Annotated in this window: 20 protein-coding genes; 6 read left to right on the top strand and 14 right to left on the bottom strand. The window is 56.2% G+C overall.

Going from position 1 to position 23,723, the window contains the following annotated elements:
- Positions 1-6 precede the first annotated feature (6 nt).
- From ACI48I_RS23450 to ACI48I_RS23430, 5 genes are all read right to left on the bottom strand, one after another.
- Positions 7-1,353 (bottom strand): RNA-guided endonuclease InsQ/TnpB family protein, encoded by a 1,347-nt coding sequence (locus ACI48I_RS23450; RefSeq protein ID WP_498575640.1) that lies wholly within the window; start codon positions 1,351-1,353, stop codon positions 7-9.
- Entirely contained in the window at positions 1,325-1,966 is a 642-nt protein-coding gene (locus tag ACI48I_RS23445) for an IS607 family transposase (protein ID WP_498575639.1), read from the bottom strand. The genes ACI48I_RS23450 and ACI48I_RS23445 overlap by 29 nt, the downstream gene beginning before the upstream one ends.
- A gap of 959 nt (positions 1,967-2,925) precedes the next feature.
- Positions 2,926-3,570: a lytic transglycosylase domain-containing protein gene (locus tag ACI48I_RS23440; protein ID WP_498575638.1), complete on the bottom strand. Its 645-nt coding sequence runs from the start codon at positions 3,568-3,570 to the stop codon at positions 2,926-2,928.
- Positions 3,571-3,577: 7 nt separating this feature from the next.
- Complete coding sequence (locus tag ACI48I_RS23435) at positions 3,578-4,147, bottom strand: hypothetical protein (protein ID WP_498575637.1); 570 nt, start codon at positions 4,145-4,147, stop codon at positions 3,578-3,580.
- A gap of 422 nt (positions 4,148-4,569) precedes the next feature.
- Positions 4,570-6,312, bottom strand: coding sequence for a phospholipase D family protein (locus ACI48I_RS23430; RefSeq protein WP_498575636.1), 1,743 nt, complete (start codon positions 6,310-6,312; stop codon positions 4,570-4,572).
- A 467-nt stretch (positions 6,313-6,779) separates the two neighbouring features.
- Here ACI48I_RS23430 and ACI48I_RS23425 point away from each other — a divergent pair, with 467 nt between their 5' ends.
- Positions 6,780-6,968, top strand: coding sequence for a hypothetical protein (locus ACI48I_RS23425; protein ID WP_498575635.1), 189 nt, complete (start codon positions 6,780-6,782; stop codon positions 6,966-6,968).
- Between the two features lie 794 nt (positions 6,969-7,762).
- Here ACI48I_RS23425 and ACI48I_RS23420 read toward each other — a convergent pair.
- The 4 genes from ACI48I_RS23420 to ACI48I_RS23405 all read right to left on the bottom strand — a co-directional run bounded on the left by ACI48I_RS23420 (position 7,763) and on the right by ACI48I_RS23405 (position 11,994).
- Positions 7,763-8,824 (bottom strand): hypothetical protein, encoded by a 1,062-nt coding sequence (locus tag ACI48I_RS23420; RefSeq protein ID WP_498575634.1) that lies wholly within the window; start codon positions 8,822-8,824, stop codon positions 7,763-7,765.
- Positions 8,825-9,158: 334 nt separating this feature from the next.
- Positions 9,159-10,202, bottom strand: coding sequence for a restriction endonuclease (locus tag ACI48I_RS23415; RefSeq protein ID WP_498575633.1), 1,044 nt, complete (start codon positions 10,200-10,202; stop codon positions 9,159-9,161).
- A 107-nt stretch (positions 10,203-10,309) separates the two neighbouring features.
- On the bottom strand, positions 10,310-11,251 hold the full coding sequence (locus ACI48I_RS23410) for a hypothetical protein (RefSeq protein ID WP_498575632.1): 942 nt from the start codon (positions 11,249-11,251) through the stop codon (positions 10,310-10,312).
- A gap of 122 nt (positions 11,252-11,373) precedes the next feature.
- Positions 11,374-11,994, bottom strand: coding sequence for a hypothetical protein (locus ACI48I_RS23405; RefSeq protein WP_498575631.1), 621 nt, complete (start codon positions 11,992-11,994; stop codon positions 11,374-11,376).
- Positions 11,995-12,354: 360 nt separating this feature from the next.
- Here ACI48I_RS23405 and ACI48I_RS23400 point away from each other — a divergent pair, with 360 nt between their 5' ends.
- From ACI48I_RS23400 to ACI48I_RS23385, 4 genes are all read left to right on the top strand, one after another.
- Positions 12,355-12,684 carry an H-NS histone family protein gene (locus ACI48I_RS23400; protein ID WP_498575630.1) on the top strand — a complete coding sequence of 110 codons (330 nt, stop codon included), beginning with the start codon at positions 12,355-12,357 and terminating at the stop codon, positions 12,682-12,684.
- 107 nt (positions 12,685-12,791) lie between these two features.
- Positions 12,792-13,358 carry a hypothetical protein gene (locus tag ACI48I_RS23395; RefSeq protein WP_498575629.1) on the top strand — a complete coding sequence of 189 codons (567 nt, stop codon included), beginning with the start codon at positions 12,792-12,794 and terminating at the stop codon, positions 13,356-13,358.
- A 603-nt stretch (positions 13,359-13,961) separates the two neighbouring features.
- Positions 13,962-15,056 carry a hypothetical protein gene (locus ACI48I_RS23390; protein ID WP_498575628.1) on the top strand — a complete coding sequence of 365 codons (1,095 nt, stop codon included), beginning with the start codon at positions 13,962-13,964 and terminating at the stop codon, positions 15,054-15,056.
- On the top strand, positions 15,053-15,916 hold the full coding sequence (locus tag ACI48I_RS23385) for a GIY-YIG nuclease family protein (protein ID WP_498575627.1): 864 nt from the start codon (positions 15,053-15,055) through the stop codon (positions 15,914-15,916). The genes ACI48I_RS23390 and ACI48I_RS23385 overlap by 4 nt, the downstream gene beginning before the upstream one ends.
- Positions 15,917-16,111: 195 nt before the next feature.
- Here ACI48I_RS23385 and ACI48I_RS23380 read toward each other — a convergent pair whose 3' ends face one another.
- From ACI48I_RS23380 to ACI48I_RS23370, 3 genes are all read right to left on the bottom strand, one after another.
- Positions 16,112-16,825 carry a hypothetical protein gene (locus tag ACI48I_RS23380; RefSeq protein WP_498575626.1) on the bottom strand — a complete coding sequence of 238 codons (714 nt, stop codon included), beginning with the start codon at positions 16,823-16,825 and terminating at the stop codon, positions 16,112-16,114.
- Positions 16,826-17,071: 246 nt separating this feature from the next.
- Positions 17,072-17,746 carry a hypothetical protein gene (locus ACI48I_RS23375; protein ID WP_498575625.1) on the bottom strand — a complete coding sequence of 225 codons (675 nt, stop codon included), beginning with the start codon at positions 17,744-17,746 and terminating at the stop codon, positions 17,072-17,074.
- 429 nt (positions 17,747-18,175) lie between these two features.
- A complete protein-coding gene (locus ACI48I_RS23370) occupies positions 18,176-20,545 on the bottom strand; it encodes a KAP family P-loop NTPase fold protein (RefSeq protein WP_498575624.1) in 2,370 nt (789 codons plus the stop codon).
- A gap of 728 nt (positions 20,546-21,273) precedes the next feature.
- On the opposite strand from ACI48I_RS23370, the gene ACI48I_RS23365 reads away from it, so the two are divergent.
- The gene (locus ACI48I_RS23365) at positions 21,274-21,918 is read left to right on the top strand and encodes a hypothetical protein (protein WP_498575623.1); all 645 of its coding nucleotides are present in this window, start codon (positions 21,274-21,276) and stop codon (positions 21,916-21,918) included.
- A 345-nt stretch (positions 21,919-22,263) separates the two neighbouring features.
- On the opposite strand, the gene ACI48I_RS23360 is transcribed toward ACI48I_RS23365, so the two are convergent.
- Together ACI48I_RS23360 and ACI48I_RS23355 are read right to left on the bottom strand one after the other, a co-directional pair.
- On the bottom strand, positions 22,264-22,680 hold the full coding sequence (locus ACI48I_RS23360; protein ID WP_498575622.1) for a restriction endonuclease: 417 nt from the start codon (positions 22,678-22,680) through the stop codon (positions 22,264-22,266).
- Between the two features lie 6 nt (positions 22,681-22,686).
- Positions 22,687-23,178, bottom strand: a complete 492-nt coding sequence (locus tag ACI48I_RS23355; RefSeq protein WP_498575621.1) for a hypothetical protein — start codon at positions 23,176-23,178, stop codon at positions 22,687-22,689.
- Positions 23,179-23,723 lie beyond the last annotated feature (545 nt).

Raw genomic sequence — 23,723 nt, 5'->3', positions numbered from 1 at the left:
CTGCTATCAAAAACGTGCGCAAAAGTACGCACCGCTCTCTTCCTGCCCCGAACCGTCCTGCTGACCGTATTCGTGCCTGACAGGCGTGACTTTCCCGCCTGCTGCCGGAATCATTCCGGCAGCAGTGCCCGGCGTTGCCGCCGGACTCGCCACGGGTAGCGCAGTGCGCGCCGCAAGGGCGCCGGTTGCGAGCCGTTGTAGATTGATGGCCGCGTTCACATCACGGTCGTGCCGGACGCCGCAACGGCAGGTCCACACGCGTTCGACTAAGGCCAGCGAACCATTCTTCCGACCGCAGGCGCAGCACAGCTTGCTGGACGGATACCAGCGGTCGGCCAGCACGATCACCGTGCCGTAGCGTAGGGCCTTGTACTGCAACTGGCGCCGGATCTCATGAAAGCCGACATCGGCAATGCTGCGCGCCAGGCGTGCATTGGCCAGCATCCCCTTGACGTGCAGGTCCTCGATCGCCACCGCCTGGTTTTCGCGGCACAGGCGCGTGGTGAGCTTGTGAATAAAATCCGCGCGCACCCGGGCGATGCGCGCATGCAGGCGTGCGAGACTACGCGCGCCTTTGGTCTGGTTGATGGATCTCGGCAGGCGTGTTCCCTTCGGAATGGCGCCGGCGATGCCTGCAGCGGCCTTGGCCGCTTTCATTTTCCGCGACTGGCGGCGCGAGCGGATACGCAGGCGGCGCAGCGCCGAGCGTAAGGGGCGCGGCGCTGCGATCTTCTCGCCCGTGCTCAGCGTGGCTGCGGCGCTCACGCCCAGGTCGGCGCCCACCACCCCGTCGCCGGTGCGGCACTTCAGTGCAACCCCGTCGGGCACCTCGACCTGGACCGCGAGGAACCAGCGGTCGGCCTCGCGCGAGACACTCCCCCCCATGATCTTGCCGGGAAACCGCAGCGCCTCGGCCAGCGCCACCCGCCCGACCTTCGGCAGGACGGCGTTTTTGCCCTCGACGCGAAACTTGTCGTTGGCAACATAAAAGCTGTCGCGGCAACGTCCTTTCTTCTTGAAGCGGGGCCGGTGGCCAGGCTGGCCTGCCTTGCGCGCCGTGAGATAGCGGGTCCATGCCTTGGCCAGGTGCGCGAACGGCTGCGCGTGGGCGTCGCGGTGGATCGTGCGCAGCCAGGGCCGGCCCTCGCTGTCGAGCCAGTCTGGATGGGCGTACTTGATGGCATTGAACTGTTTTTTCAGCGCCATCGCGTCGGGCCGCAGGCCGGCGCCGATCTGGCGCTGCCACTCGGCCAGAGCCCAGTTCCAGACGCGGCGAGCAGTGCCGGCTACGCGGGCAAAATAGTCGCACTGCTGCGGCGTCGGTTCAAGCCTGATGCGATGGGCCAGCAACATGCGAAGCGTCCTGTTTCAGTGCAGCGTCGAGCTGGCGGCGGTAGTTGCGCAGGCCGTACAAACGACTGGAGAAGCAGTGCACGATCGTCATCATGTCCTGCACCATTTCCTGTTCTGGCGACAACCGCTCCTGATTCAGTACGAGCAGCTCGCAGCCATTCATGTGGGCGAAATGCTCGAACCACTCGAAACCAAAGCGGGTCAGCCGGTCGCGGTGCGCCAGCACCAGGGTACCTACTTCACGGCGGCCGATGGCGTCGGTCAGTTCCAGCAGGCGGCGGCGCCGGAAGTTCAGAGCGCCGCCAACTTCTTCCACAAACTCGACGCCTGCCAGGGCGCGCGCCACGCAAAATTCCTCGAGTACCCGGCGTTGGTTGCGCAGGTCCGGTTTCTGGGCAGCGCTGGAGACCCGGCAGTATGCAACTACGCGACGAGAAGCAGTGGGCAGCGGCAACCCGAGCCGCGCCGCAAGCTGGGATTCGCTGTACAGGCGCAGGCCGGTCGGGCTGCGCGTCAGCGGCGCAAACACTCCACTGCGGTCCCATCGCTGGAGCGTTTTGACCGTTACCCCCAACCGACGGGCCGCCGCTCCGCTCTTGACCATCGCTTCCATGGTGTCCTCGTGTCTGCCTTCGCGTATGGTTGGACACCAAAGTTACGACTAGAGTTCATCTCCCACCATACCCCGTGCTGCTTCCGGTGCTGCTATCCGGATGCGCGCAGTGGATCCTGACACAGGCGCTTTGTATGACATGGCACAAGCCCCAAGAAAGCTTGCGACGCTGAGACATGCGACGACACCGCGTGGCATTCGGGCCTGCTTCCGATGAATAAATGGTTCCCGACACGTCGCGTTAAACACGCGGTCGTCGTTGCGGTCGACTGGCATGTCACGCATGTTGCTGTCCCTTCCGTGTATGTGGGTATCGACCGCTGCGCCGACGAAGCCGGTGGCTGAGCAGCTCCGCTGCCGGGCCAATTCACTCCACTATAGGTACTTTGCTCTCGTGAATGTTGCTAGAAAGCAATTTGTCGAATACATTTTCATGTCGGGGATGAAGTCGTTCCCGAAACGCAAGCGCGTACCGTATGCTGCTGATCGCATGCGGTGCTAGAGTGGCCGCCGCTGGCCTGGACACAAGCGGCAGGCAATGAAGGGCTCCCACGCCTCGTGCTCAGAAAACCCGAACCATGCCGGTCGGGTCGACGATCCAGCATGTTCGTGTCCAGGACATGCTGCAGGGCCAGCTGCGACACACTCATCGCCGAATCGCATGCCCCCTACGCCAGCTGCCGCTTGAATTCCAGCAGGTGTTTCGCACTACGCCGGCGCCTGCTGTGTTCAACTTCGCTTTCCAAAATAGTGTCCACCAAAATTTAATGGGGGACTACTTTGCGACGGGCGCCGTCCAGTGTCTAGACGGTGCTGATTTGACGCTTACAGCAAACTCGGCATTACCGCTACAGCGGCGACTAGACGCGTTTTTCGGTCCGCTTCACAGCGGAAAAAACCGTCGCCCAGGCGCACCAGCCCGGCCCGATTTACGTCTGGGTGCACATTCCTTATGTCAGCTAGCGATACACCATTATTGAGAGATCCGGCGGACTGTCCTGGGTGACGGTGAAGCTCGTTCCACTTGGTGGCCGGGCCCGGATTTGGGCGACACTGCGCAAAGGTGCGTTGCCAGACTGCTCCGACTTCAAGCTCGGTGCGAGGCGGATCGGGGCAGCCTGCTCACTTTTACCAATCACAGCTGCACTGTTGAGTACCTTTTGGACATAGCTCGGCTGGTTTTCGACATCTCGTCGAAAACCGGTCGAAAAATTGCCGCTGTAGTAGCAGCTCAATGCCGCCTGTAAGACAGCCTCGGCGCTTATCCTGTTCGCTTTGGCGCGGTCGTAGCACTCCTTGAGAATGCGAGAGGCGGCATGCAAGTTGGCACATGGTTCGAACGCGGTGGAATAGTCGAGACCATACTTCTTCAAGTTGTAGCGGTTGACCTGTCCAAGCCCGAGGGAAAAATTGTAGCCGACCGCGGCCAGCGACTTTGCCGTTGCCACGGCTTCAGCCTGATTCGCCGGTTGCCGTGTCAGCCGCGCACCGACAACGCCAATCGCAAACGGATTGGAGGTCGATTCAACGCTGACGACGGCGGCCAGCGTCGCCGGATGAACGGCCGGGGCACACTGCTGTGCTAGCACGTGAAACGCCAACATCGCCGCCTCACCAACGGACGCGATGCAGGAACGTCGAGTCTACGTAGACATCGATGTAATTTGGCTGCGCCACCGGGCTAATGACAACGACCTGGTCGAAAACGCCCGCGGCCAGCGAGGACCCACTGTCTCCCCCACTCAGCTGGATCGGCGTGTCGCCAAGCCGATTGCCGACACATATTTTGTTGGGCAACGTCGTCGGGTCATCACCGCCGCGGTAATCGCCTTCGCCAATGCCGAGCGAGAAGGAGGCACCGTCAGCGTTCTGCACGGCATAGCTGCCCGCCTCCAACGCGGTGGTCCCACTAGGACATGGATCGTAGTACGACACCCCGTGCTGAGCCCACGACTTGCTAGGTGGCGCGTCGGGAGCACTGGCCATCGCGCACGCAGGGAACGGCTTGCCTCGTGCGAGGTCGCGATACAGTTTTTTGATCGGCGCCACGCATTCCGCGACGGCCATTGGACCGGCCGGATTTGCTAAACACAACAATACCGTGCAGCCGTGATCGTCCGCGTTAGCAAATCCAGCTGCCAACAGCAGGGCAGTGCCGAGCACCAACGACGACCGCTTCATCTTTCAGCTCCTAGCAAGGCAAAGGCCACTCGAACGACGTCGGCAATCTGATATCAGATTGCCATCAGCATCCTGCGGCATTGCCGGCCCCTGCAATTTGCTCGACCACAAACATACGTATCGCACGACCGTCGACTTCCTTGCAACCCGGCGCCCCCAATCAAGGCTCTTGCTGGCTTTGCGCGCACACCGCTTGCACACTCGGCCCTCCACTCTTTTGCTGTTATCAGTCTTAAGCGATGCAGTACCTGGAACGGGTGCGGCATCTCGAGACCGGATATACGTAAACGGTCGGACCTTTCGGCCCGAACACGGATTGCTGCAAACGCGGAGGAGTCCCTACACGGTCATTTGTTGCACGCTATACGGATGTGTAGCCTCACAAGTAAAGCGTGAGGCTTTGTCAGCCACCCTGAAATCCGTCAAGCGTGCTCTTTCCAAGCTTCGTCAGCCCACCCATTTCGCTTTAAAAATTCATCAAACACGTCCGTCCATTCTTCCTCATCATCGAGCGGGCCATCGACGCCCAATTGTTCCAGAATGATACGGGCGACCTTTGGCTTGTTGTTGGGCAGGCGCGCTGCTCGATCAAGATACTCAAAAAAGCTTGCGCGAAAATCTTGGTACGCTTGCACGTCTTCCCATATTTCGGGCATCCCCGCCGAAATGAAAGGCTCTGCAAGCCGTTTGAGGCGGGTTTTATCTTCCAGGTAGCCAGTAACGCGTGCGACGAATTTTCCAAAAAACGCTACCTCAAACGGGTCACGTTCAAGCTGGTTCAAAAGCGATGCGAACCGTGGAATCCTTGTTTCCAACAAACCGCGAACCTCAGCCAAATATTCCCGGTATTTCTCGACAAGCACCTCCTTGTCGAGCTTGACAAGTTCTGCGCGAAAACGCTCCAGCCGTTCCCGCTTCACACTGCCGGCGTCCTCCAGCCGCGCTCGCCAGTCGCGGTCGAGTGCGCTCGGCACCCAATAGCCAAAGCATGTCTCGATCGACCAGGGTCTAATGCTCAGTCTAGGCGCTTTGCCATCGTCAGGCGTAGCTGCCTCGTCCACCATGTCATCCCAAACGTCATCGTTCGTAATGCTGTGCACGGCGTGCTTCAAATTAAATGGACCAATTCCAGTTGCCTGATCCGCGTAGGGTAATTGAACACCTCCAAGGGCCGCCCGCTCATCATTGGTCAACAACTGGAGCAGATCCCGAAATGGGTTAATCGACGTCGCCAAGGTAGCAACAGGCTTAAAATAAAGAACACCAGTTCTGAAAAAATTGATCAAGCTGTTCGCTTCTCTTTGAAGCGAATTCAGCGGGCTTGCGCTCTTCCAAGCTGCGTCAAAGTACCCAACAAGCGCGCCAGCTTGAGGTAGCGTAATCATGAGCTCTTCGTTGTGGGAAAACGCCGCCAACGTCGCATTAGCGGATCCTACTAACGCGCGTGTCACGCCATTCTGAGAAATAAGAAATAGTTTTGAATGGAATAAGCCAGGAGCGAACGCAAGCCGTATGTCGATTGTTCGTTGGCCTTTGTTTAACTTCTGTACTAACTCCTTAAGCTCTTGGCTCTGGTCAATCAGTCGCCTCCCACCCAGTCCATTGAACATCAAGCGTACCTGCTTAGCTTGGCTCAATCGTAGGACACGCTCGATAAATTTAACATCATAAAAGCCGGCGGCGATCGAGATCTCATCCGCCGCGCCGATGTGGTCGCAGATCCAGGCGAGGGACATGCGATCAACGGACGCAGCGGTTACCAGTGTCGATGCAACGCTGAGCAAACTGTGATCGCCTTGTCCTGCGCGCAATGTACTGGCCTGTGCTTCGCGGAACTTTGTCACGAAAGTTGCCAACAGCGTGGAACCATGGGTTTCATTAAGCGCTTGGCTCAGTTCATTGAGTTCGCACCCGAGTTTTCTCGCCAGAATTCGCATGTCCGACTTGTTCTGGCGGATCACGGCGATGGTCGTATCCCCATCTAGTTCATCAAAAATGGGGTCTAAGGCAAACTCAATTTCCAACGCGGCAGATTCGAACGAATTCCTTGGGGCGCCTCCGAATTTCTCGGCAATCGTGTTCCACTCTTTCAACTGAAACGGACCATCTGCCACAACAAGTGTTTTTAGGCTGGTTCCAACCTGATACATGATCTGGCCCACCATTTCGTCTTTGCTTTTCCGAGGCTGTAGTCCGAAATGGTTATTTACCGACTTCACATCCGCAAACGACATCCTACGCAAAAGCCTTCTTGTTAATGATGCGGCTGGCATACTTCCCTTTCAAGGTCTCATCGAGAGCGAAGGGCCTCGATATTCGTCATTCGCATCATCACATGAGAAAACTTTAGTGCCAAGGCGACCGTGTAGAATCAAAAATAAGAAGTTGCATGAGAACAACACCCCCTCTATTTTTACACCCGTAGTCATCCTTCATGAATGTAGGGGTCAATAGCACGCGACCCATCAGGTACTCTGTCAAGGGGAGCCGTATCCTGACTCCATACCTCTTTCATTCGCAGTAGGGGTTTTTTGGTAAGCTCATTTGCCGTTATTCATGTGTATTTGCGTGCCTTTTGCGCATGCATGTGTTCCAACAGCCTCCTCGAGGAGTGGGTTGCAGTTTGCCTCTTATGTCAACCATCGACCTGTCCGGCTATAACCTAGGCGAGCTGAAAGGCCTTCAGCACGACATCGAAAAAGAGATAAAGAACCGCGGGCAGCAGGAGTTTGCAGTCGAGCTTGTTGCGACCAGTAGGCTTCCGGCCCGTATGCTCGCCACCGGTGGTGCTGGCGCGCTGGCTGCGTCAACGCTGGCTTGATCCCTCATGATCTGCTCGTGCCGACGGAGCCGCGGCAGAACGGCCTGGTGAATTGTCTGCAACCACCTGCTCGCATCAACTGTGAAGGCGACTCCTGCCGGTCATGCCGCTGCCGCTGCTAAGCTAACGCGGCACGTACTCGCAAGGTGTTCCGGCTCTGAGGATAAGGCCCGCATGATCGATAACATACAGTCTGCTGCCCTTCGGCGATCTAGGGTAGACCTGAAGATGAACTTCTAGAAGTGACCATAGGTCTTCGGAAGAAGTGCGTGACCATGGCAGTCGGTCGCCGAACACGGCTGCCATCTTAGCGTCCGGACTGCGGCCATCTCCGTCGGCTCTCAACCCCTAGCGAACGCTGCAGTGCCTTTAGTCGAGCACTTGATGGGCAGCGACGATTCGCAATCGAATAGCGGCAAGGGGGGTGTCTTCGCTGCCAGTTGACTAGCCCGGTTCAGTGATTGGCATCATTTCCTGTCTTACATATGCTCGGGACTCGTTGTCGCAGTTCAGGCCATCAAAGTAGCGGACATGTTGGGGAAGTCTCGCCACAACTTAAGCCATAAAGATTTATACTGTTTATTAAGTTCGTTCGCCAGTTCGCGTTGCGTCAAGATCGTTCGCCGAGAAAGACAGCCTTCACTTAGCCACGCGCGATGCGATAGAAGCGCTATGCGCAGTGTGCACTGGGTATCCCGTACACCCTACCAACGCGGCCGATCGCAAGCGTTGGAGGGGTGGCGAAAGAAGGCAGGCCCTATAGCTGCATGTATAGTCGACCAAGATAGTCCATCCTATTTTTTCGCAGGAGCCGGATGCAGCGCGAAGTGTTTCGGCAATACATCAATGCTCCCGGTACGGTCGAACACCCCCAAGTCGCCGTCCGGCGTCAGCTCGTAATAGTCGCCGCTTCTGCTCCCGATGACGGCAAAGCGCCCTGTTGCCGCCGTGCGCAGCAATTCCCCGCGCTCACCGCTGGCGCAATAGGCGCTGCGATACACCTTGTACACCTTACCCTTGACCCGTTCGAGGCTCATGGTGAGATTAAAGCCGCTGTCTGCCCAGGTACCGATAATCTCCCGCTGGCGCACGGGCGGAAGCTTAGTTCCGTCATTGCCGCCGATGCCAGGCTCTTTTTGATCCAGGCAGGCAAAACGGTCGGAGCGCTCATCTCTTAGCAGCTGTCGGTTGATGTCGAGCTCGCGCTTTTCTGCCTTGGTGAACCGCGCAATCCAGTTCCCGCTCTCGCCAGCCTTGACACCGGCCGGGTATAGGAAGATACGGGTTTTTTTAAGCGGATAAGACCGGCAGGTGGCGCCGACACGGTCGGACAATTGATCCACGGCGCTGTTGACCTGTTCTTCGCTCAGGCGCAGGTTGGCGTCGTGCAGGTTAAGCGACACGCTTACCCAGGATTGGTCCGAGGTGTCGCTGTTGGTAATGTCGGCAACAGTGGCCGTGCCGACGTCCTTCAACTCAATTTTCGACCCGGTGTGGAGCGGATCGGTACATGATGCGGCCGTGACCGCGGCCGTAGCCCGATCGCCGTCGGCGGAAGACACGAAGCGGCAGCTACTGCCTGGAGTCGCGCCGCAGGAAAATGCAGATGAACCGATCTTCTTTTCTTCGCCGCCGTAGTTCTGGATCAGATCGGCATGGCACAGCAGTTCCGGACGACCAGACGCACTGCCGTCGCACACGACCGGCTGCAATCGCGTCTGACCGGACTCATGCTTTAGATGCTCCCGCAAATTCGCAAGCGCCTGCTCGCCAGGCAACATGGGGGGCTCGTCCGGCTTGCAGCCCAGAAGGAACATACTGAGCATGGCGGCGACGAACAGCAAATTTTTGGTCATGATATGTAGTGAGCGTTGAAGACGTCTATTTCCGAGACGACCGGGCGCAATATCATACCAATTGATTGCCAGGCGCAAACTATCTGATTGTCACAAAGCTGGTGCCAGATAGCTGTGGCCGACGTTTTCGAGTTTGCCAGCCGCTGCCAGTTGCGGTCGATGAGATTCGTTGAACATTCAACAGACAGGGAATCCAGTCTCGCTATCTCATTAGGTTTGATCGTCAGATAGGGTCACGCTGAACCACCCTTCCTGGCGCAAGGCATGCCTGCGGATCTGAACAAAGCCCTTACGCACGAGCGCGGAACGTGCCAAAAACACGTTGGCACGCGATTTACCCTACCAACAACTCGACCATCTGGCGCTTGAGGCGTTCCCGTAGCGAGTGCAGCGTCTCAAGCCTTGTTCTCGTCGAACTAGCCAGAACCCGCGCAGCATCGGTAAAGCCGTTGTTTGCTACTACGAGCGTATGTGCACAGCGATAGTGCAGTGCGCCCGCGCTCACCTCTTGCACGGCGCCGACGCCGACTGGTGTCGCCAAGTTTTTTACCTGAACCGCAATGCGCATGCCTGCGTCGCTCACGACCAGGTCGACTCCATAGTCGCCGCTGGACGCGGTCGTTTCAACCCCGAAACCACACGCAACGAAAAGGCGCTCTACTTCCTCCTCGAAGGCCTTACCCTTCTGGCCGGCACCTCGCGCTCCCGTAACAGCGGTGTCACCGCTACCTTTCCAGTGGCGTGCTAGGGCTTCGAGCTCAGCACCGGTTATCCCATCAAGGTTGGCAGACACGCTATCGCAAAGAAGCTTGGCAGCCTTCTTTTCGTTGATCTTGCCGTCAGCACGCCACAGTCTTGGCTCGCTGATGATGGCATGCACTTGCGGGCGATACGCTGCTAACGCTTCAATGATTCGGGTATGCCGACTGTAAGCAGACCAATTATCTAAGACGCAACGACTGAAAAAAGCCCGTTCCAAGATACTTGCGACCTCCTCAACCAAAACGAGGGCCTGGCGATACAAAAAGCCTTCACTAGGGGAGGTGTCTTCCCCATGAACGATGAAGCGGTCGCCCACTTGCAGATTCGCCCGAGCGAACCGATTGAATGTTTCTTCATAACCGGTCACGAGACGGGGCCAAAGTTCGAGTGTCACCGCCAGCATATTGATGAGATCCTGGGAGGCCCCCGTCTCGCTGAAAACGCTGCGCCATGCTTCCGACAGAGCATCGTAGGACATGCTTGGTGTGTGCGCCCCGGTATTCTTAAAGTGAGTTAAACGCGCCAAGAGAATAGAGCCGTCGCTGATCAAGCGTTGCACGTCTTCAGGCAGCTTCCTGTGCTCTGCTTCGCTTGTTTGGATAACATAAACTGTCATGAGGATTTGAACTTGTCAGAAATGGCGAGAAATTTGCTTCGACTTTTTGCTAACGGATGCGACGCCCACTCTTTTTCGTTTCGCAGACATGCCTTCTTCGGATCAGCTTAGTCTAACGCGATCTCTCGCGCTGACCGGACACGCCTAAGCCCTGCATTATCCAGCCCCGGAGGTCCTAATCCAAGTGCCGCATATCCAGCCTTCACATGACGCAGGTGATAGTCACGTCCGAAATTACCCCAATGACCTGGATGCATGACCGGCAGATATGGCAACGCTTGCCCACCCAGCTCAATGCTGCGTACCTGCCCTGATGCCTCCCGCACCGCCGTAGATAGCAGCGTGGGTTGACCAAGATTCGCCACCCGCGGCGCCAACGCGCTCCACACGTCGGCCCCCCACGAGATCAACTGTACCTTCCTGAAACGCTTACGCACTTCGCTGATAAGCGCGTCTACGCCGAGCAGGCACCGGGCGTAGCTGTAGCCGTACTTAGACAGGTTCCCGCACTTTGGGTCCCCTGGCGGACGGTAATCGGGGTACAGATTGACAAACAGTCCGACAGTAGTGCCGTCCAGAACGGCTTGAGGCGCACCCGGCCAGTAACGCTTTACCTGGTGTAGCGAGTCCCATGACATCAGAGGAGTGCCGGAAGGACGGTCGCCGGTCACGATCGGATACCAGTCATGGCCCAGCAAAATGACAACGCTGTCGTTTCCGTCAGAGTAGGTACGAGCAAGCAAATTATCTGTCCAAGGCGAGATGCCAATGCTGTAGCCGGCTCCTGTCGACATTGCCGCGTCGCGCAGGGCAATGCCCTGCGCTTGCTTCTCCAAGTTCAATTTGTCGATCTCTAACGTTCGCTCGTGAATAGCCTGAAACTTTGCAAACGTCGCGCTATGAAAATCGGTGGTGACGCAAGACCAAGGACGATCACGCTTTAAACCCCAGTACTCCGCCAACTCGGCTGTAATCGTCGGGAATATGGACCGGTACGCATGCAGTATGCGCGATACCTCATCAGAACTATATAGTTGTTGGTTGCTCATTTACGCGCCGGACTTAGAACGTTTCCACGTAGCAGCTAATCCCCACCCAGAACGGACGGCAAGGCTAGTTCGAACCGCTCCGCTCGATCTGCTGCTCAAGACCTGGCCTTGCTCCGTCAAGTTCATGACCAGGAAAGCACGCGATCAATATGAATCGACCGCTCGCTATCTCTGCGCCCTGGCCAACCTAGATAGTGACTTGCACCGAAAGAGGTTGAGGTATATATCTGGGACTGGGTGGCGCTGTATGGTTCTAGCTCGGCTTTATCAATTGGCAGCACGAACCGAATCACCGAGTTCGACAAAGGGGGGCGAACGTCCCAATAATCGCTATGAGCGCCAAAAGTACAATATGCATCGTATAAGGAACTGCCCTGATCAATATTGCATGTCCTGGGCTCGTCGTCCTCCCTATACTTTGAAGCACCGTCCGGATGGTAATGTGCAAGCGTTATCAACGAGTTGATCTGCGTTACCAGTACAGCTTCGTCTTCCCCTGCCAGGATCAGTACGGGAAGCTCAAGAATGTAAAACTTCGTTCCGCTTTGTCGCTGCTTTTCTGCGCTTTGTTTTGCAGCCGCTAAACTTGTATGCATGCAGCCATCCGAATAGCGTGTGATCCAAGTCGAGTGCCAGGCGTTACGGCCTTTAAAAAGGTAGTACAACTTTCCGATGCGGCGTTCCTGAATGGAGTCATGTCGAAGAGAAAACGGAGTGGATTCACCTGAAGCGTAGAGTTGCACGTGCGACCCGATATGGTTGGATATAGTGGACGGGGATAGACGCGGTGCGAGGCCGATCTTATAGATGGCGAGGTAGGCGCGTCGCCGCCAGCATACTGCACAGTTATCGGATCAGCAACAATTACTGTAACCCGAGGTACTCTGCAGCGATATGTAGATGGCTTAATAGGACGCGAGCAGTACCGCCTCGACGCGGCCCGCACGGCGTTAGGACCTCGTGGTCATGGAGTGACAGTTTCGCTGCTTCACTTGAGTAGCCATTGGCGTCCATCGAAAGCGCTCCACAATAATCGCGTCATGCCGCTAGGTGCATAGTAGAATCATCGAGTCGATTCACCTCCAACCGCGAAGGAACCAATTATGTCAACCATCGACCTATCCGGCTATAACCTAGGCGAGCTGAAAGGCCTTCAGCACGACATCGAAAGAGAGATAAAGAACCGCGGACAACAGGAAGTTCAGCGGGCACGGGAGCAAATTCTCGCGATCGCGCAAGGAGTCGGCATATCTGTCGAAGATTTGCTATCGACCAACGCGAAGAAAACGAAGAAAGAAGGCGGCAAAAAGGTGAAACCTCAGTACCGCAATCCTGCCGATCCTCTCCAGACCTGGACAGGCCGCGGCCGTCAGCCGAGGTGGCTTGCGGAGGGCATGGCAAAGGGCCAAACCTTGGATGACTTTCGTATCTAACCCGCTCTAGGGCGTGTGTCTGCACGGACAGATACTTCATTCCGACAACGCCAACGCGAAATTCAAGTTGTTCGCGCGTGTTCAATGCATGTAAATAGGCCATTTTGATGAAACCAACATACAAGAGCCTTAGCGAGCTTTCCTCGTGGGTCGCCTCAGCGTCGTCCAATGGGTATTCGTTCGTGCACCATCAGGTGAGCGAAGCGGGCACCTCAGCTCTTAACGCTGGGAGATCTGTTCGCCACACCGTGTCAGTGGCATTTGACCAGATAGACACCGAGAAGGCTACTACTCTTGCCAAAGAATGGGCGCAGACGGCGGCGGCTGGGACCCACAAAGTAACGGGCCGCTTCGTGGATCTCACCCGGAAGGTTGATGCTAACCACAAAGAGATTGCCGATGGCGTCGAAACGTTATCGATGGGGCTCGGCATCGCGACCGGCATCACGGCTGCCGGCGCTGCGATCGCCGCACCGACGGGACTCACTGCGGTCGGCGTCGCACTTGGATTAACGAGCGCGCCGCTGATCGTCGTCGCGGCCCCTGTCATCGCAGCGACCGCCACGACAGTCGGGGTTGTCTCCGGCGGGGCCTATTTCTACTCCCGGTGGCGCTCAAAACGGGTTGATGACGCTGACGGCGAACGCACAACGGCGCAGCCGGGGGATGAGTAAATCACCCTAGTAGCCCAATACGCTAGTCAGGCACCTCGCAGTTGTACTCTGGTCAGTTCACTTCCGCGACCCGCATGAATGACCGCAGCTCAGCGTTGGCAGTCAGCCTTTATATCGATGCTGCGCCCCGCTCGCAAGCGTACGCGATACCAGTACGCACATAAAGTTGGCTACTGAGTTATCCGCCACACTGATGCCACTTCCCCCAATACCTCCGGCTGACCAGGTGTGACTCCAAACCGCAGATCACCTTCCAAGCTCGCTCCTACCTGGATGAATCGAACAGCGAACACTGGCTAGTGTCCGGCACCGGTTCTCAGCATGCTGCCTTCTCGACTGTTGGCGGCACACCAAGTTGCGACGGCACCCAAGCCCCGCTCTCCGTAGCGAGACAGGTTCCTAGTATCCTCGCACCGCGTCTGGACGACCTCGACGTGCTAACGAGTGTGCGAAGTCACTGCCTAATTCCCGCGAGCGGGGACCTGCGACGGCTACAGGCAGCAGAGAAGAGTTACTGCAATTATAGAATTCTATATTCCTGTTGATTCTTTTGCGGCGACAGGCTACAGTTCGTACATCGAATGCTTTTGATAAGGTCTAACGATGCAAACAGAGCAGCCCGGGACGGCGACGCGTTTCCCGATCCCCTTTACCCTTGATGAGTTTCGTGCGGATATCGTGTCACTATGCTTTTCTCACTTGCAGGGAGTGATGGCATTCGCGAACACGGCTGCAGCACTCAGGCAAGCCGGGCTTGCCCCGCAAGATGTCGAGGTTCTGTCACGCAAACTTATCGAGAAACCGGACGACATGGGGCTGGCGTTCCAGACGGTCGCGGATTGGGAACTCGTGCGCAGTTTGGTCGCTATGTACAGGTTCGGCTTTCTAGGACAACGCGACACCAGTATCGAAGAACTCGGTCCCGGCGGGTATCACATTGCTGTTGCCGCACTTGTGCGCGATTTATCTCGCTCCGCCTTCCAGCGCTTCCTGCAACACAACGGCGTCGCCAGGCAGCAGAGCATTGGGCACTGCCTGCACACGGTAGAGCTCGCGAATGCGCGCCTGACCTTGGAAGGGCTGCCGCGCTTCTTCAATTTCGACGCCAAGGACGAGCATCTCGATCTCGATGCACTGATCAATGGAGGCGCCAGCGACCTCCCTCAGGGCGGTTATGGCACTGCGTTGACGGTCCGGCAAATGGCACTCCTGTCGGGACTGGAAGAACAATCCATCCGAACGTTCGCCAACCCTGCTCGACCCAACTCAATCGTCACCGAACAATGCAAAGGACGTGTCGTAGTGCGCATCGAGGACGCCAAAGCCTGGCTGATCGCACGGCAGCGCTACGTCCCACTCTCCACGCCGGTCGATGGCACCGAGATGGAGCTGGCCAACCGCCCGTTTAGTTCGCTGCAGGAACTAGAAGCCCTCGTCATCGGACGATTGGCCGGGCGCCAAGGCGAGGCACCCCTAAAAGTGTTGCGTGACCTGGTCGTCCAACACACAGGATTGGCGGTCGACGAGGCCAATGCAGGACGAGCGTGGATGACCGATCGCGGCTGCGTGCACGCAGTCGCCGAACGTATTGGCTTGGCGCCGGACCTATTTGCGCTGCGCGTTACCGAAGTGGTATTCGCGGACGCGCTTCAGCGTGTACGACGCGACATCGACGCTTTAGCCAAGGAGAGCACATGACTTCCACCATCGACCCGTTTGCTCCACTGCCGCCAGGAGCACGCGCCCCCTTACTCGCCGCGACCGAGCGGATCGCCGCAACCGGCTTCGCTAGCGCCGGCTGGTGGGCGCTCGGCGGCAACGGGAACGATCTACGCCTGCGTTTACAGGAGCCAGCCGCCAGCGCCAGCCCTGCCCTGTATGCGTTCACAGTCGATGGTGCGCTCGCTTACATCGGCAAGACTAGCCAGCCTCTGCGGCAGCAGCTACAAAGCTACCAGTGCCCTACCCCTACTGCCCAAAGCGAAGCTGCTACCCAGCAGGAAATCCACACACAGATCGTGCAGGCCCTGCGTCTTGGCCGCCAGGTGCGCATCTGGGCCTTCCTTGAGGCGCAGTCAGTGCGACAGGTCGGCCGTGGTGCAGACGTATTGGCCAAGCTCGAAGGCTCCCTGCTCGATGCGTTGACACCGCCGTGGAACCGGCCGCGCCAAGCGCCGCTACCGCCAAGTACGCCGCCATCTCCGGTGGTTGTACACAAACCCATACCACAACGTATTCCGACGTCCCAACTCACACCGAAGGCTTCTATGACACCGACCATTGAGCACCTACTCGACTTCGCCCGTAGCCAACGGGGCACCGTGCTGCACACGCTTACGCACAACCGCCCTTTTAGGGTTGAAGTGATTGGTAACGGATTCGAGTTTCTGCCCGCGTCGGGGCATCCTCGGCGCGAACAGCGAGCGAACGTTAGCGCGGTGCTGAAAGCCTTCGACGCCGGGGGCTCTTGGCAGCGGTCCGACTATCGGGAGTTGAGCTTTAACGCCTCCTACCTACTCGCCCTAATGAAGGGTTGGCAAGACAGCGTAAAAGCGTGACAGCTGGCTTGCGATGCTTAATATTGCGCCCGCACTCCACACTAAAAATCGACGCTCAATGCGGCTCGTTGAGAACGTGGTGCATGCAAACATGGCGCCGCCGTCGATGACGGCCTACGCCTGATTCGGCGCCGTCACTCGGCCAAAGTCCGCTGGTGGAATTCCAGCGGACACCGGTTTAGGTCTACAAGTGGATCACCGCTGCGCTTCGAAACCTAGTTCGGAGATGGCCCGAGGACTGAATTCCCGAGGTCCCGTGGCGTCGTAGGTTACTGAAAACAGTTCGCTGTGGCCGCCCGGCCCGATCGCCCAAAACAGCGGTGGCCGCGCAGTAGCAAGTGCCCACCATTTTCGTGCCGCATTCCTTACCGCACCCTTGTGGGCATGCGCGGCGAAGGCTGGGTCGGCTGCAAACTGGCGTAGTAGATCCATCATACCTGACAGTTCACTAAGAGACTTTTTGACCTCCCCGGCGATAGCGATACGATCGCTGTCGGCGTCGCCGTACACAACGAGATCAAACGCTCCGTCCTTGGACTGAAGGCCCAATAGTTCGATAGGCCACCCATAATCGCGGTGCAAACGGCCGGCGGACGCGATCGTAATAATTGGCTCTCGCGAGAGGGTAATCGGCCGCGGCACGGTGGCCTTCAAGCCTTCCCAAAAAATCGCCTCAATTGCTTTGCTACGCGGTGCCCGATAGCGTCCGCCGCCCGTGTCGACAACGACGCCCGCTTCGAGCGCATACATGAAATTGGAGGCGTCTACAGCGGCGACAACAGCGCTGTCATGCCGATAACCTTCTGCGCCATAGTTTCGGATAGGGTCATTGCAATAGGCAGGCAGCCAGCGTTCGCGCAGCTGACGATCAAAACAGCCCAGAGCATCGTTCGTCGTACGAGAGTCCATATGGGTAGTCCAGATTAAAAACGCCGAACAAAACCTTTCGCCGTACTCCCAGGAGATGACGGAGCAGACAACGACAGGAACGCCTGGTGCGGATCAGGCGGTCGCCTATGACGATGCGCAATCTCCGGAAAAGGCGAAGCCATCCAAGAGTTTGTTGGACGACTCGACGCCTTCGACGCAGCCTTTCGTTTCACGCGTCAGGTACTCACAGAGTATTCCGTCTTGAGGCCCCCAAGTACACATCCTTTAGACTGTCGCCTGCTTCAATGTAGCCTGATATCGATGATAGCTTCCAACCACGTCATCATACATTTCTGCAGTCTTTTTTAAGTACGATGGATGATTAGCGTTGATGAAGAGTCGTTCGCCTACTTCGTGCACGCGTGGAGCAACTCGTCGCATAGCCGGATAAAGGTGTTGTTTGACCGCTTTATAGGTCCCACCGCACACGACGACCTGGGGATTAATCAATTCGATCTGTTCGCGTAGAAAGGTCGCGTCGCGTGCAGTAGCGTGCTCAACAGCTTCAGTAGCTCTGGCACCTCCCGTGGTCTTCTTCAAGTTTATGAAGGCACAGGCGAGTAGCGCCGTCTTCCTGTTCTGGTGCGCGGCATCAAAGCTCGGCAACATTGCGTCCGTGGCATGGAGGATTCCATCTGCCCAACGGCCGACGTTGTGAAAAGTCGGGCGATCCCATTGCTTGCTGGATGGATGTGTCGTGCACGCCTTGTGAATCAACGCCGCCATGCTGCTACGGTAGCCGTTCGTTTCCCGAAGGATGAAAAGTATCTGCGTGCCGGCCTCGACCCACTTGGCTAGATCGATAACACCATCTTCGACGAAGTGATCCTGAAAATCCGTACTGCTCGCGAGCCATCTCGAAAAGAGGTCGGTTGCTGCGGAGGGATAGTCTATGGTCATCAGTTCCTGTCATGCATTGGCTGGGGGATGGCGCCGAAAGTAGGCAGCGCTGGCGACAACGCCTAAATTAGCATGCCTGCCCATGGCCGTGTCGAGGCTATTTTTCCGACAAGTCGATCGGGCTTACTGGTAACGAATGTGGCGAGCAAACGACTCCGAAGTACGGCGTCTTGCGCTCGACTAGGACCAGTCCTTTCGAGAGATCGATTGGCTCCAGGTCGCCGGCAAAGGGAATTAATCGCGGCTCGCCCAGAGGTCCTTTGGGCGGGGGCGGCACTAGGACGAGTATCGGCTTTTTCATGTAGTTTTCTATTTGATGCTGTTGAAAGCGATTCTTTCAGCAATTGACTGCGGCTCATAGCCGAGTGAGGACCTTCGGTAGCGTGCGCATGACCATGGGCTAGAGCAGCGCGAGTTCGGTGTGCCAGCTCATCCGGCGCCTCCAGCGTGCTGCTCAGTCTGCGCCGTATGACCATACGCAGTCCACTCGTCGACAGCGGTTCTCAAAGCCTGCAGGGCCACCTCGTGTTCGGGAAAATCAGCGGGCGCAATCGTTTCTAATTTTGCCTTTGCAACCGCAATGCCAATGAAGTCCTCGATGTCCGCTTTATCGAAGTGATTACGGAACTCAGAGACAAAGCTACCCGCGGTGTGTATCGTGACCCGGCGCATCATACGCGTTGCGATTGCCGCGAATCCGCTGTTGCTTTGAATTCCTTGTGCTACCCAGTTTCGAGGTTCCTCAAGCGAGCCGGTAAATTCTTTCCACCAAGAGAGCTGTGACGCTAAATCCGGCTCGTTGATTAATGCGTCGGCGTCAACTGCGCGGTCGTTTATCAGACGGAGCCACTCAGCCTTCATACCGTTCACGCCTTCGATGTCTAGCGCCGGATCCCATGCCCCGCTTCCTTGCCTTCTTATGGCGTCGGGGTCGCTGAGAGTAATGAGCATTGCAGCAATCGAAAGCGCCTTCGTCTGCCGAAACGCTTGAAGCACTATGTGGCCTCTTACCGTACTAGGTATCCGCTTGCTGAACCAGTGCGCCGCTCGCCACGCCGAAATCCACGGCGAAACAAATGAGCTAATATCGCCTCGGTCGGCGAACTTTTGGGCGATCACAAACATACCGGGCAGCAGTACAGCTGCATTTTGGATCGGTAGGAGATCGACGGACTCATCGAATCGTGCGACGAGGGACGCTAACAGGCCATCATTCTCAATACCAACGATGGCTTCAGCCAACATATGCTCTGACGCGGTTGCTTTGATGAATGACGCAAAACGGCTCTCCGACATTTCACCGGGGGCTGTCTGGAGTTCGAAGTAGCGCGGATAATAGCGCTCGCTACACACTCGCTTCTCGTTCAGCCAGCCGAGGCGGAAATTTATCTTGTTGCCTCCGTAAGCCCATGCAAGTGGTGGGAAAAGCTCCCAAAGCGCTTGGCGCGCTATCTGCCGGCGTTTCGGAGAAACGAGCTCGAGAAGCTTCGTGGCTGATTCCCTGTCAACATCCTCGTGTCCATTGCTGCGCCGTTCCTGCAGCAACAGTTCCCGCTCCTGAATTAGCGCTTCGTAAAGGCCAGGTTCGAAAACGCGCAACGTTTCCAGGAGAAGAAAATCGATGATGTTGACTTCGAAAACATCGTTCACTTTGTGTAGAGGAAGGTGAACTGCAATTGATGAGACCAGTCGGCGTACGTCGCGTAGGTTGCGCACCATGGGTTGGATGGAGCCGATCAGGACGTTACCCCAACGAGGGCCCTTAAATTCGCTTTCTGCTGTCGCGTATTGACCTACTAAGTTCTCAAGCTCTTCCCCGAGTATCTGATGTACCGTGGACAATGGAACGACCGGTAAATCGAAGTTGGTCTGAACGATTTTTTCGAGGAATGCCCGGCCATCCCCACCGGCAATACGGTTCAGCGCGCGCTCTACGATATTCGCTTGGAATAAGAGCACGAAGACGATATTGGGCAAGTTGGCGTTCGCCTTCACCTGCCGCAGCAGCACTCTGATTTGCTCGGGATCGAGGCGGTCAATGTCATCGACGAATACAACCAGCGGTCCTTCAAGTTCGCGAAGACGCTTTTCGAGGGATTTTCGCACTTTGTCGAGTGAATCTTTGCTGCGGTCCACTCCAAGCCTCGAAAGCAGGCGTCCCAGCCAGAATAGTAATTTTAGCCAAGGCAAAACAAGTGCAACGAAGGCGAGTCCCCGTGCGACCTTCGCCTCTGGCGGGAGTTGCAGACTAAGTGCGGCAGCGATGGCAACAACCGAGGCGTTCGTTAGAAGTGTCGAGGGAGATGGGATCTTAACCGCATTGTCTTTGATCGATGGCCCGGCATTCGTTATAAGCTCGCCGTAGCGGCGTAAAGCTTCAGCGCGCTCGACGGCGTCCTCCGAATGCTCGCTGCCCAAGCGGTTTGCCATCTGAGTGAAGAGGGCACGGGCGATCATGTCGCCATCGCCCCATTGCCACGGATTAAAGTCGAGCCATGCGACGCCGGCCTTCCTGCCGTCGAGCAGCTCAGCAATCAGATTCTTGAGGGAAGACTTACCGTAGCCCCACCCACCGCGAATCGCGAATACCCGCCCCTCGCGCGGACTGAGCTCCGAAAGCACGGTGGCGATGCGATCGGCAAAGTCGACCCGCCGCAGACGGTCATCCGATGCCTTTCGAATAGGCGCCTCAGCGCCAATGCCTTTGTCCGGCGGTTCAGCCCGAGTCAGAGCGGCTTTGGCTTTGGCATTTCGACCAGCGCGCCAGAGTGAAACACGAGTCCGCAACTTACTCAGCATGTGGACGACCTCATAAAATCGCTCGCGCTGTCGTACCCGGTACGTAGAAAGTTTGCGAGGGAAGACTGCCCGCGCGTGCAGATACCTGAAGTTCCAACACAGTTATCGATCAATTTTCTCAACATGCCATTTCCTGAGGACGCACGCGCTTGTCGCGGTCCGGCTATCGGCAAGCCGTGACCGTACGCCTAGTGCACTGCGACTCATGTTTAGTGGACGAACAATAAAGTTTGCTACAGGCTCTCTTATGAAGCGAACCGGATCCGGCATGCTGTTTTGCGTCGGTCGCTTGGAATAATAAAGTTTGCCACTGGCTTCAGAACACGTTGGTGCGCGACAGTCTGTTTCCGACTCGTTGCGGACGTTTGATAATCAAGGGTAATCGTCCAGAGTAGACATTAGTATGGTTCAGTATACCGGGGGCGTTGCCACTGGAGCGCGAAAGTTAGTGTGGATGCGAAACTTGGTTTGCAGGAACACCAGTGCGCGAACTACCTACAGCGCGACAATGATCATAAGCTGTCGATTACAAAAGATTTTTTACGCAAACGGATTTGTTGAGTCGTCATAATTTGTGGCAGAATGCTTGGGAGGCGAGCAATTGCCGAGGCACCCGGCCTAAGTTTTGAGCGGCTTGAACGGGATTTCTGCTTATCACCGCATCCAACATCGCATGGTGCTTTCGTGACGGACGCTAAACGCTTAACGTCCGCCGGAGACTACACACCATGACCAGATTCACCAGCTGGAGCGGGATTGTCCATATGACCCTCTCGACCCTTTACCCCTATTTCAAGCTCGGCCAAGCGCGGGAGCTGCTTGCCGCAGGGCTCGGCCACAATACCTATGCATCGCTACGCCTGCACGACTTGGCCGCACTCGAGTCTGCCAAATACGTCGTCCTCGATCTCGAACGACTGATGCAGCGCGCGGCCGGCATGGGCGTACCGCTTACGCGTGAGCAGTGGTGGCCGACGCACAACGAGTTGGTACCCGGTCGCATCACAAGAGGTTGCTATCTTGGCGAAGCGAGGGTTATGGAAAGTGCCGCGCGCCATGTGTTCGAGGATAGCTCCCACCCACTGTTCCACGAGATCGCCAACAGAACCGGCATGAAGGACGGACACTGGGCACTCGACGCCGCGCCGTTGCCAGGACAAGACCCTGTAGCCGATGAACTAGCGATGCTGGTACACGGTGATGTCCAGGCATACAACGAATACGATGCTCTGGCTACGCCGGTCATTGCCGAGGTTCGTTTCAAGTGTATCGGCCGGCAGCTTTATGCAGAGGGCTACATTGCGCACGTATCTCAGCATGGTGCGCCGCGCCCGTATGAGCCCAACTACGAGGCTGAGATTTACGGGCCTTGACGCGTCTTGGCGGGCGCTGCACTCCTGCAGGCGTCCGCCCCGACACGGGGCAGACATAGTAAATCCCCGCAGGCAGACAATCAACCCTCAGCGGTAAAGGGATAATTGTCACACACAGAGCGTCCAAAATGTCAGAAAAGAACGGTTAGCGTGACAAGACCATACGACACGCCGATTTTAACCGCCGGTTCTCGCTACAGAAAACGAACTACTGCTGTCTAAATTACTATAACGAAACCCTAATTTATTCCGACTCAATCACACGCACCCAACAAAATGAATGACTTACGATGTAAAACCTTATGGAAAGTTAAACTAATCAGCAATTCGTTAGTTAGTCATCTTTTATTTCGGTCGCGAGACCTCGGGAGCTAATATTGATAGCGCCGTTCGTTGATCTGTTCCCAGTAGCTGGGCCGTTGCATCATCAGTAAATACAGTTTCGCCAGTTCCGGTAACAATCACCAGGTGTGGTGAGTGAAGTTCGTCTCCATTTTTCCTTAATTCTTGCTTTTGAGAGGACACAGACGCTTCGTTATCGATATTGGCTGACCATGCTTTCCAAATTCTATCGACGTTTTTAGAGTCAGTGGTGTATTTCACCTGAATTGCAAAAAGAGCATCATTACCTCTCACGAGGAAATCAATACCGCCGTCCTTGGAAAGAGTTGTTTGAACAAATTCGGCACCAGATCTCTGCAACATTGTGCCGACTAAATTCTCAGCAAAACGTGCCGCAACAGCATGATTTTTTGGTTCCATAATTTCTCAAATGAATTTCATTAATGACGGAGTGGCTTGGCCTGTCCAAAGTCGCTGTACCTCATTGTATAAAGCGATTTTTACCGAATCCGTTGTCAGGTCATGCACGGGAGCAAGCCTTGCGATACCTTTAGTACGGGTAGAGCTTACACCTTTAATGAAGAATTTTTCGCTTCCGGTTATTGATCGATCAACTGCGCATACAAAGAAGGGTATTTTTGTCGCGTGCGCTCGCCTAACGTCCGTCAAGCTAAAGCCAACTGAATACCCGGTGCCATTCTTCGGCGTGGTTGCGGTGGTTTTCACTTGCACAAAGAAAAATGCCCCCGTCCTATCACCGCTTCCATCAACTAGATAAACAATGTAATCGAAAGTGGGGGCATTCCCGCCCAGCAGATAGGCATCAAATAGGAATTGCGGTCCAGCTACTGGGCGCATAAGCTCCGTTCCGCATAAGAATTCACCTGCCTTACCAGACAGATTTGTAATGTTACCCATCACCGAGTTCCCTAAAAAAGGCGCTCAGAACGCAGCATTGTTTTACTAGGGAAAGAGTCATATGAAATTAAGTTTTAACTGAATTTTTGTGGAAAGGCTACGCGAATAATAACGTCAGAAAAATGAAAATCGCTGCGAAAAGTCACAGCGTGTTAGATTTGGAATCGGCCATTCCCATCGACTCAGCGCTGACGCCTTTCGACTGAGTCGAATCTGATCGGGAGTTCGACATCCCCGACCCGGTCCTCACTTTAGCTTTTGCTTACGTGCGCTTCTGGCCGATCTTCGTCGTTCAAGAAGGACAGGCTTCGCCCAAAGCATACCTTTCCTACTTACCAGCTCTCCAATTCAAGGCTGCGCCTAATGGAGTATCTGGCCACTTATTTTCTCGGTTCCATTCCGCGAACCAGATTTTCAACAACAGTCAATTCATCACCGCTTTCTAGGCCAGCCGCAGGCGTTAACACACGATCTTGTCTATGCCGTTCCGCCCTACTGACGCGTGCCTTAAATAGTGGGATAGGTTTACGCGAACCTTTGCCGTT

It is taken from the genome of Massilia sp. LXY-5, assembly GCF_059801075.1.
The sequence above is the reverse complement of the archived record's forward strand: the minus strand, read 5'-3'. Positions and strand labels throughout refer to the sequence as shown.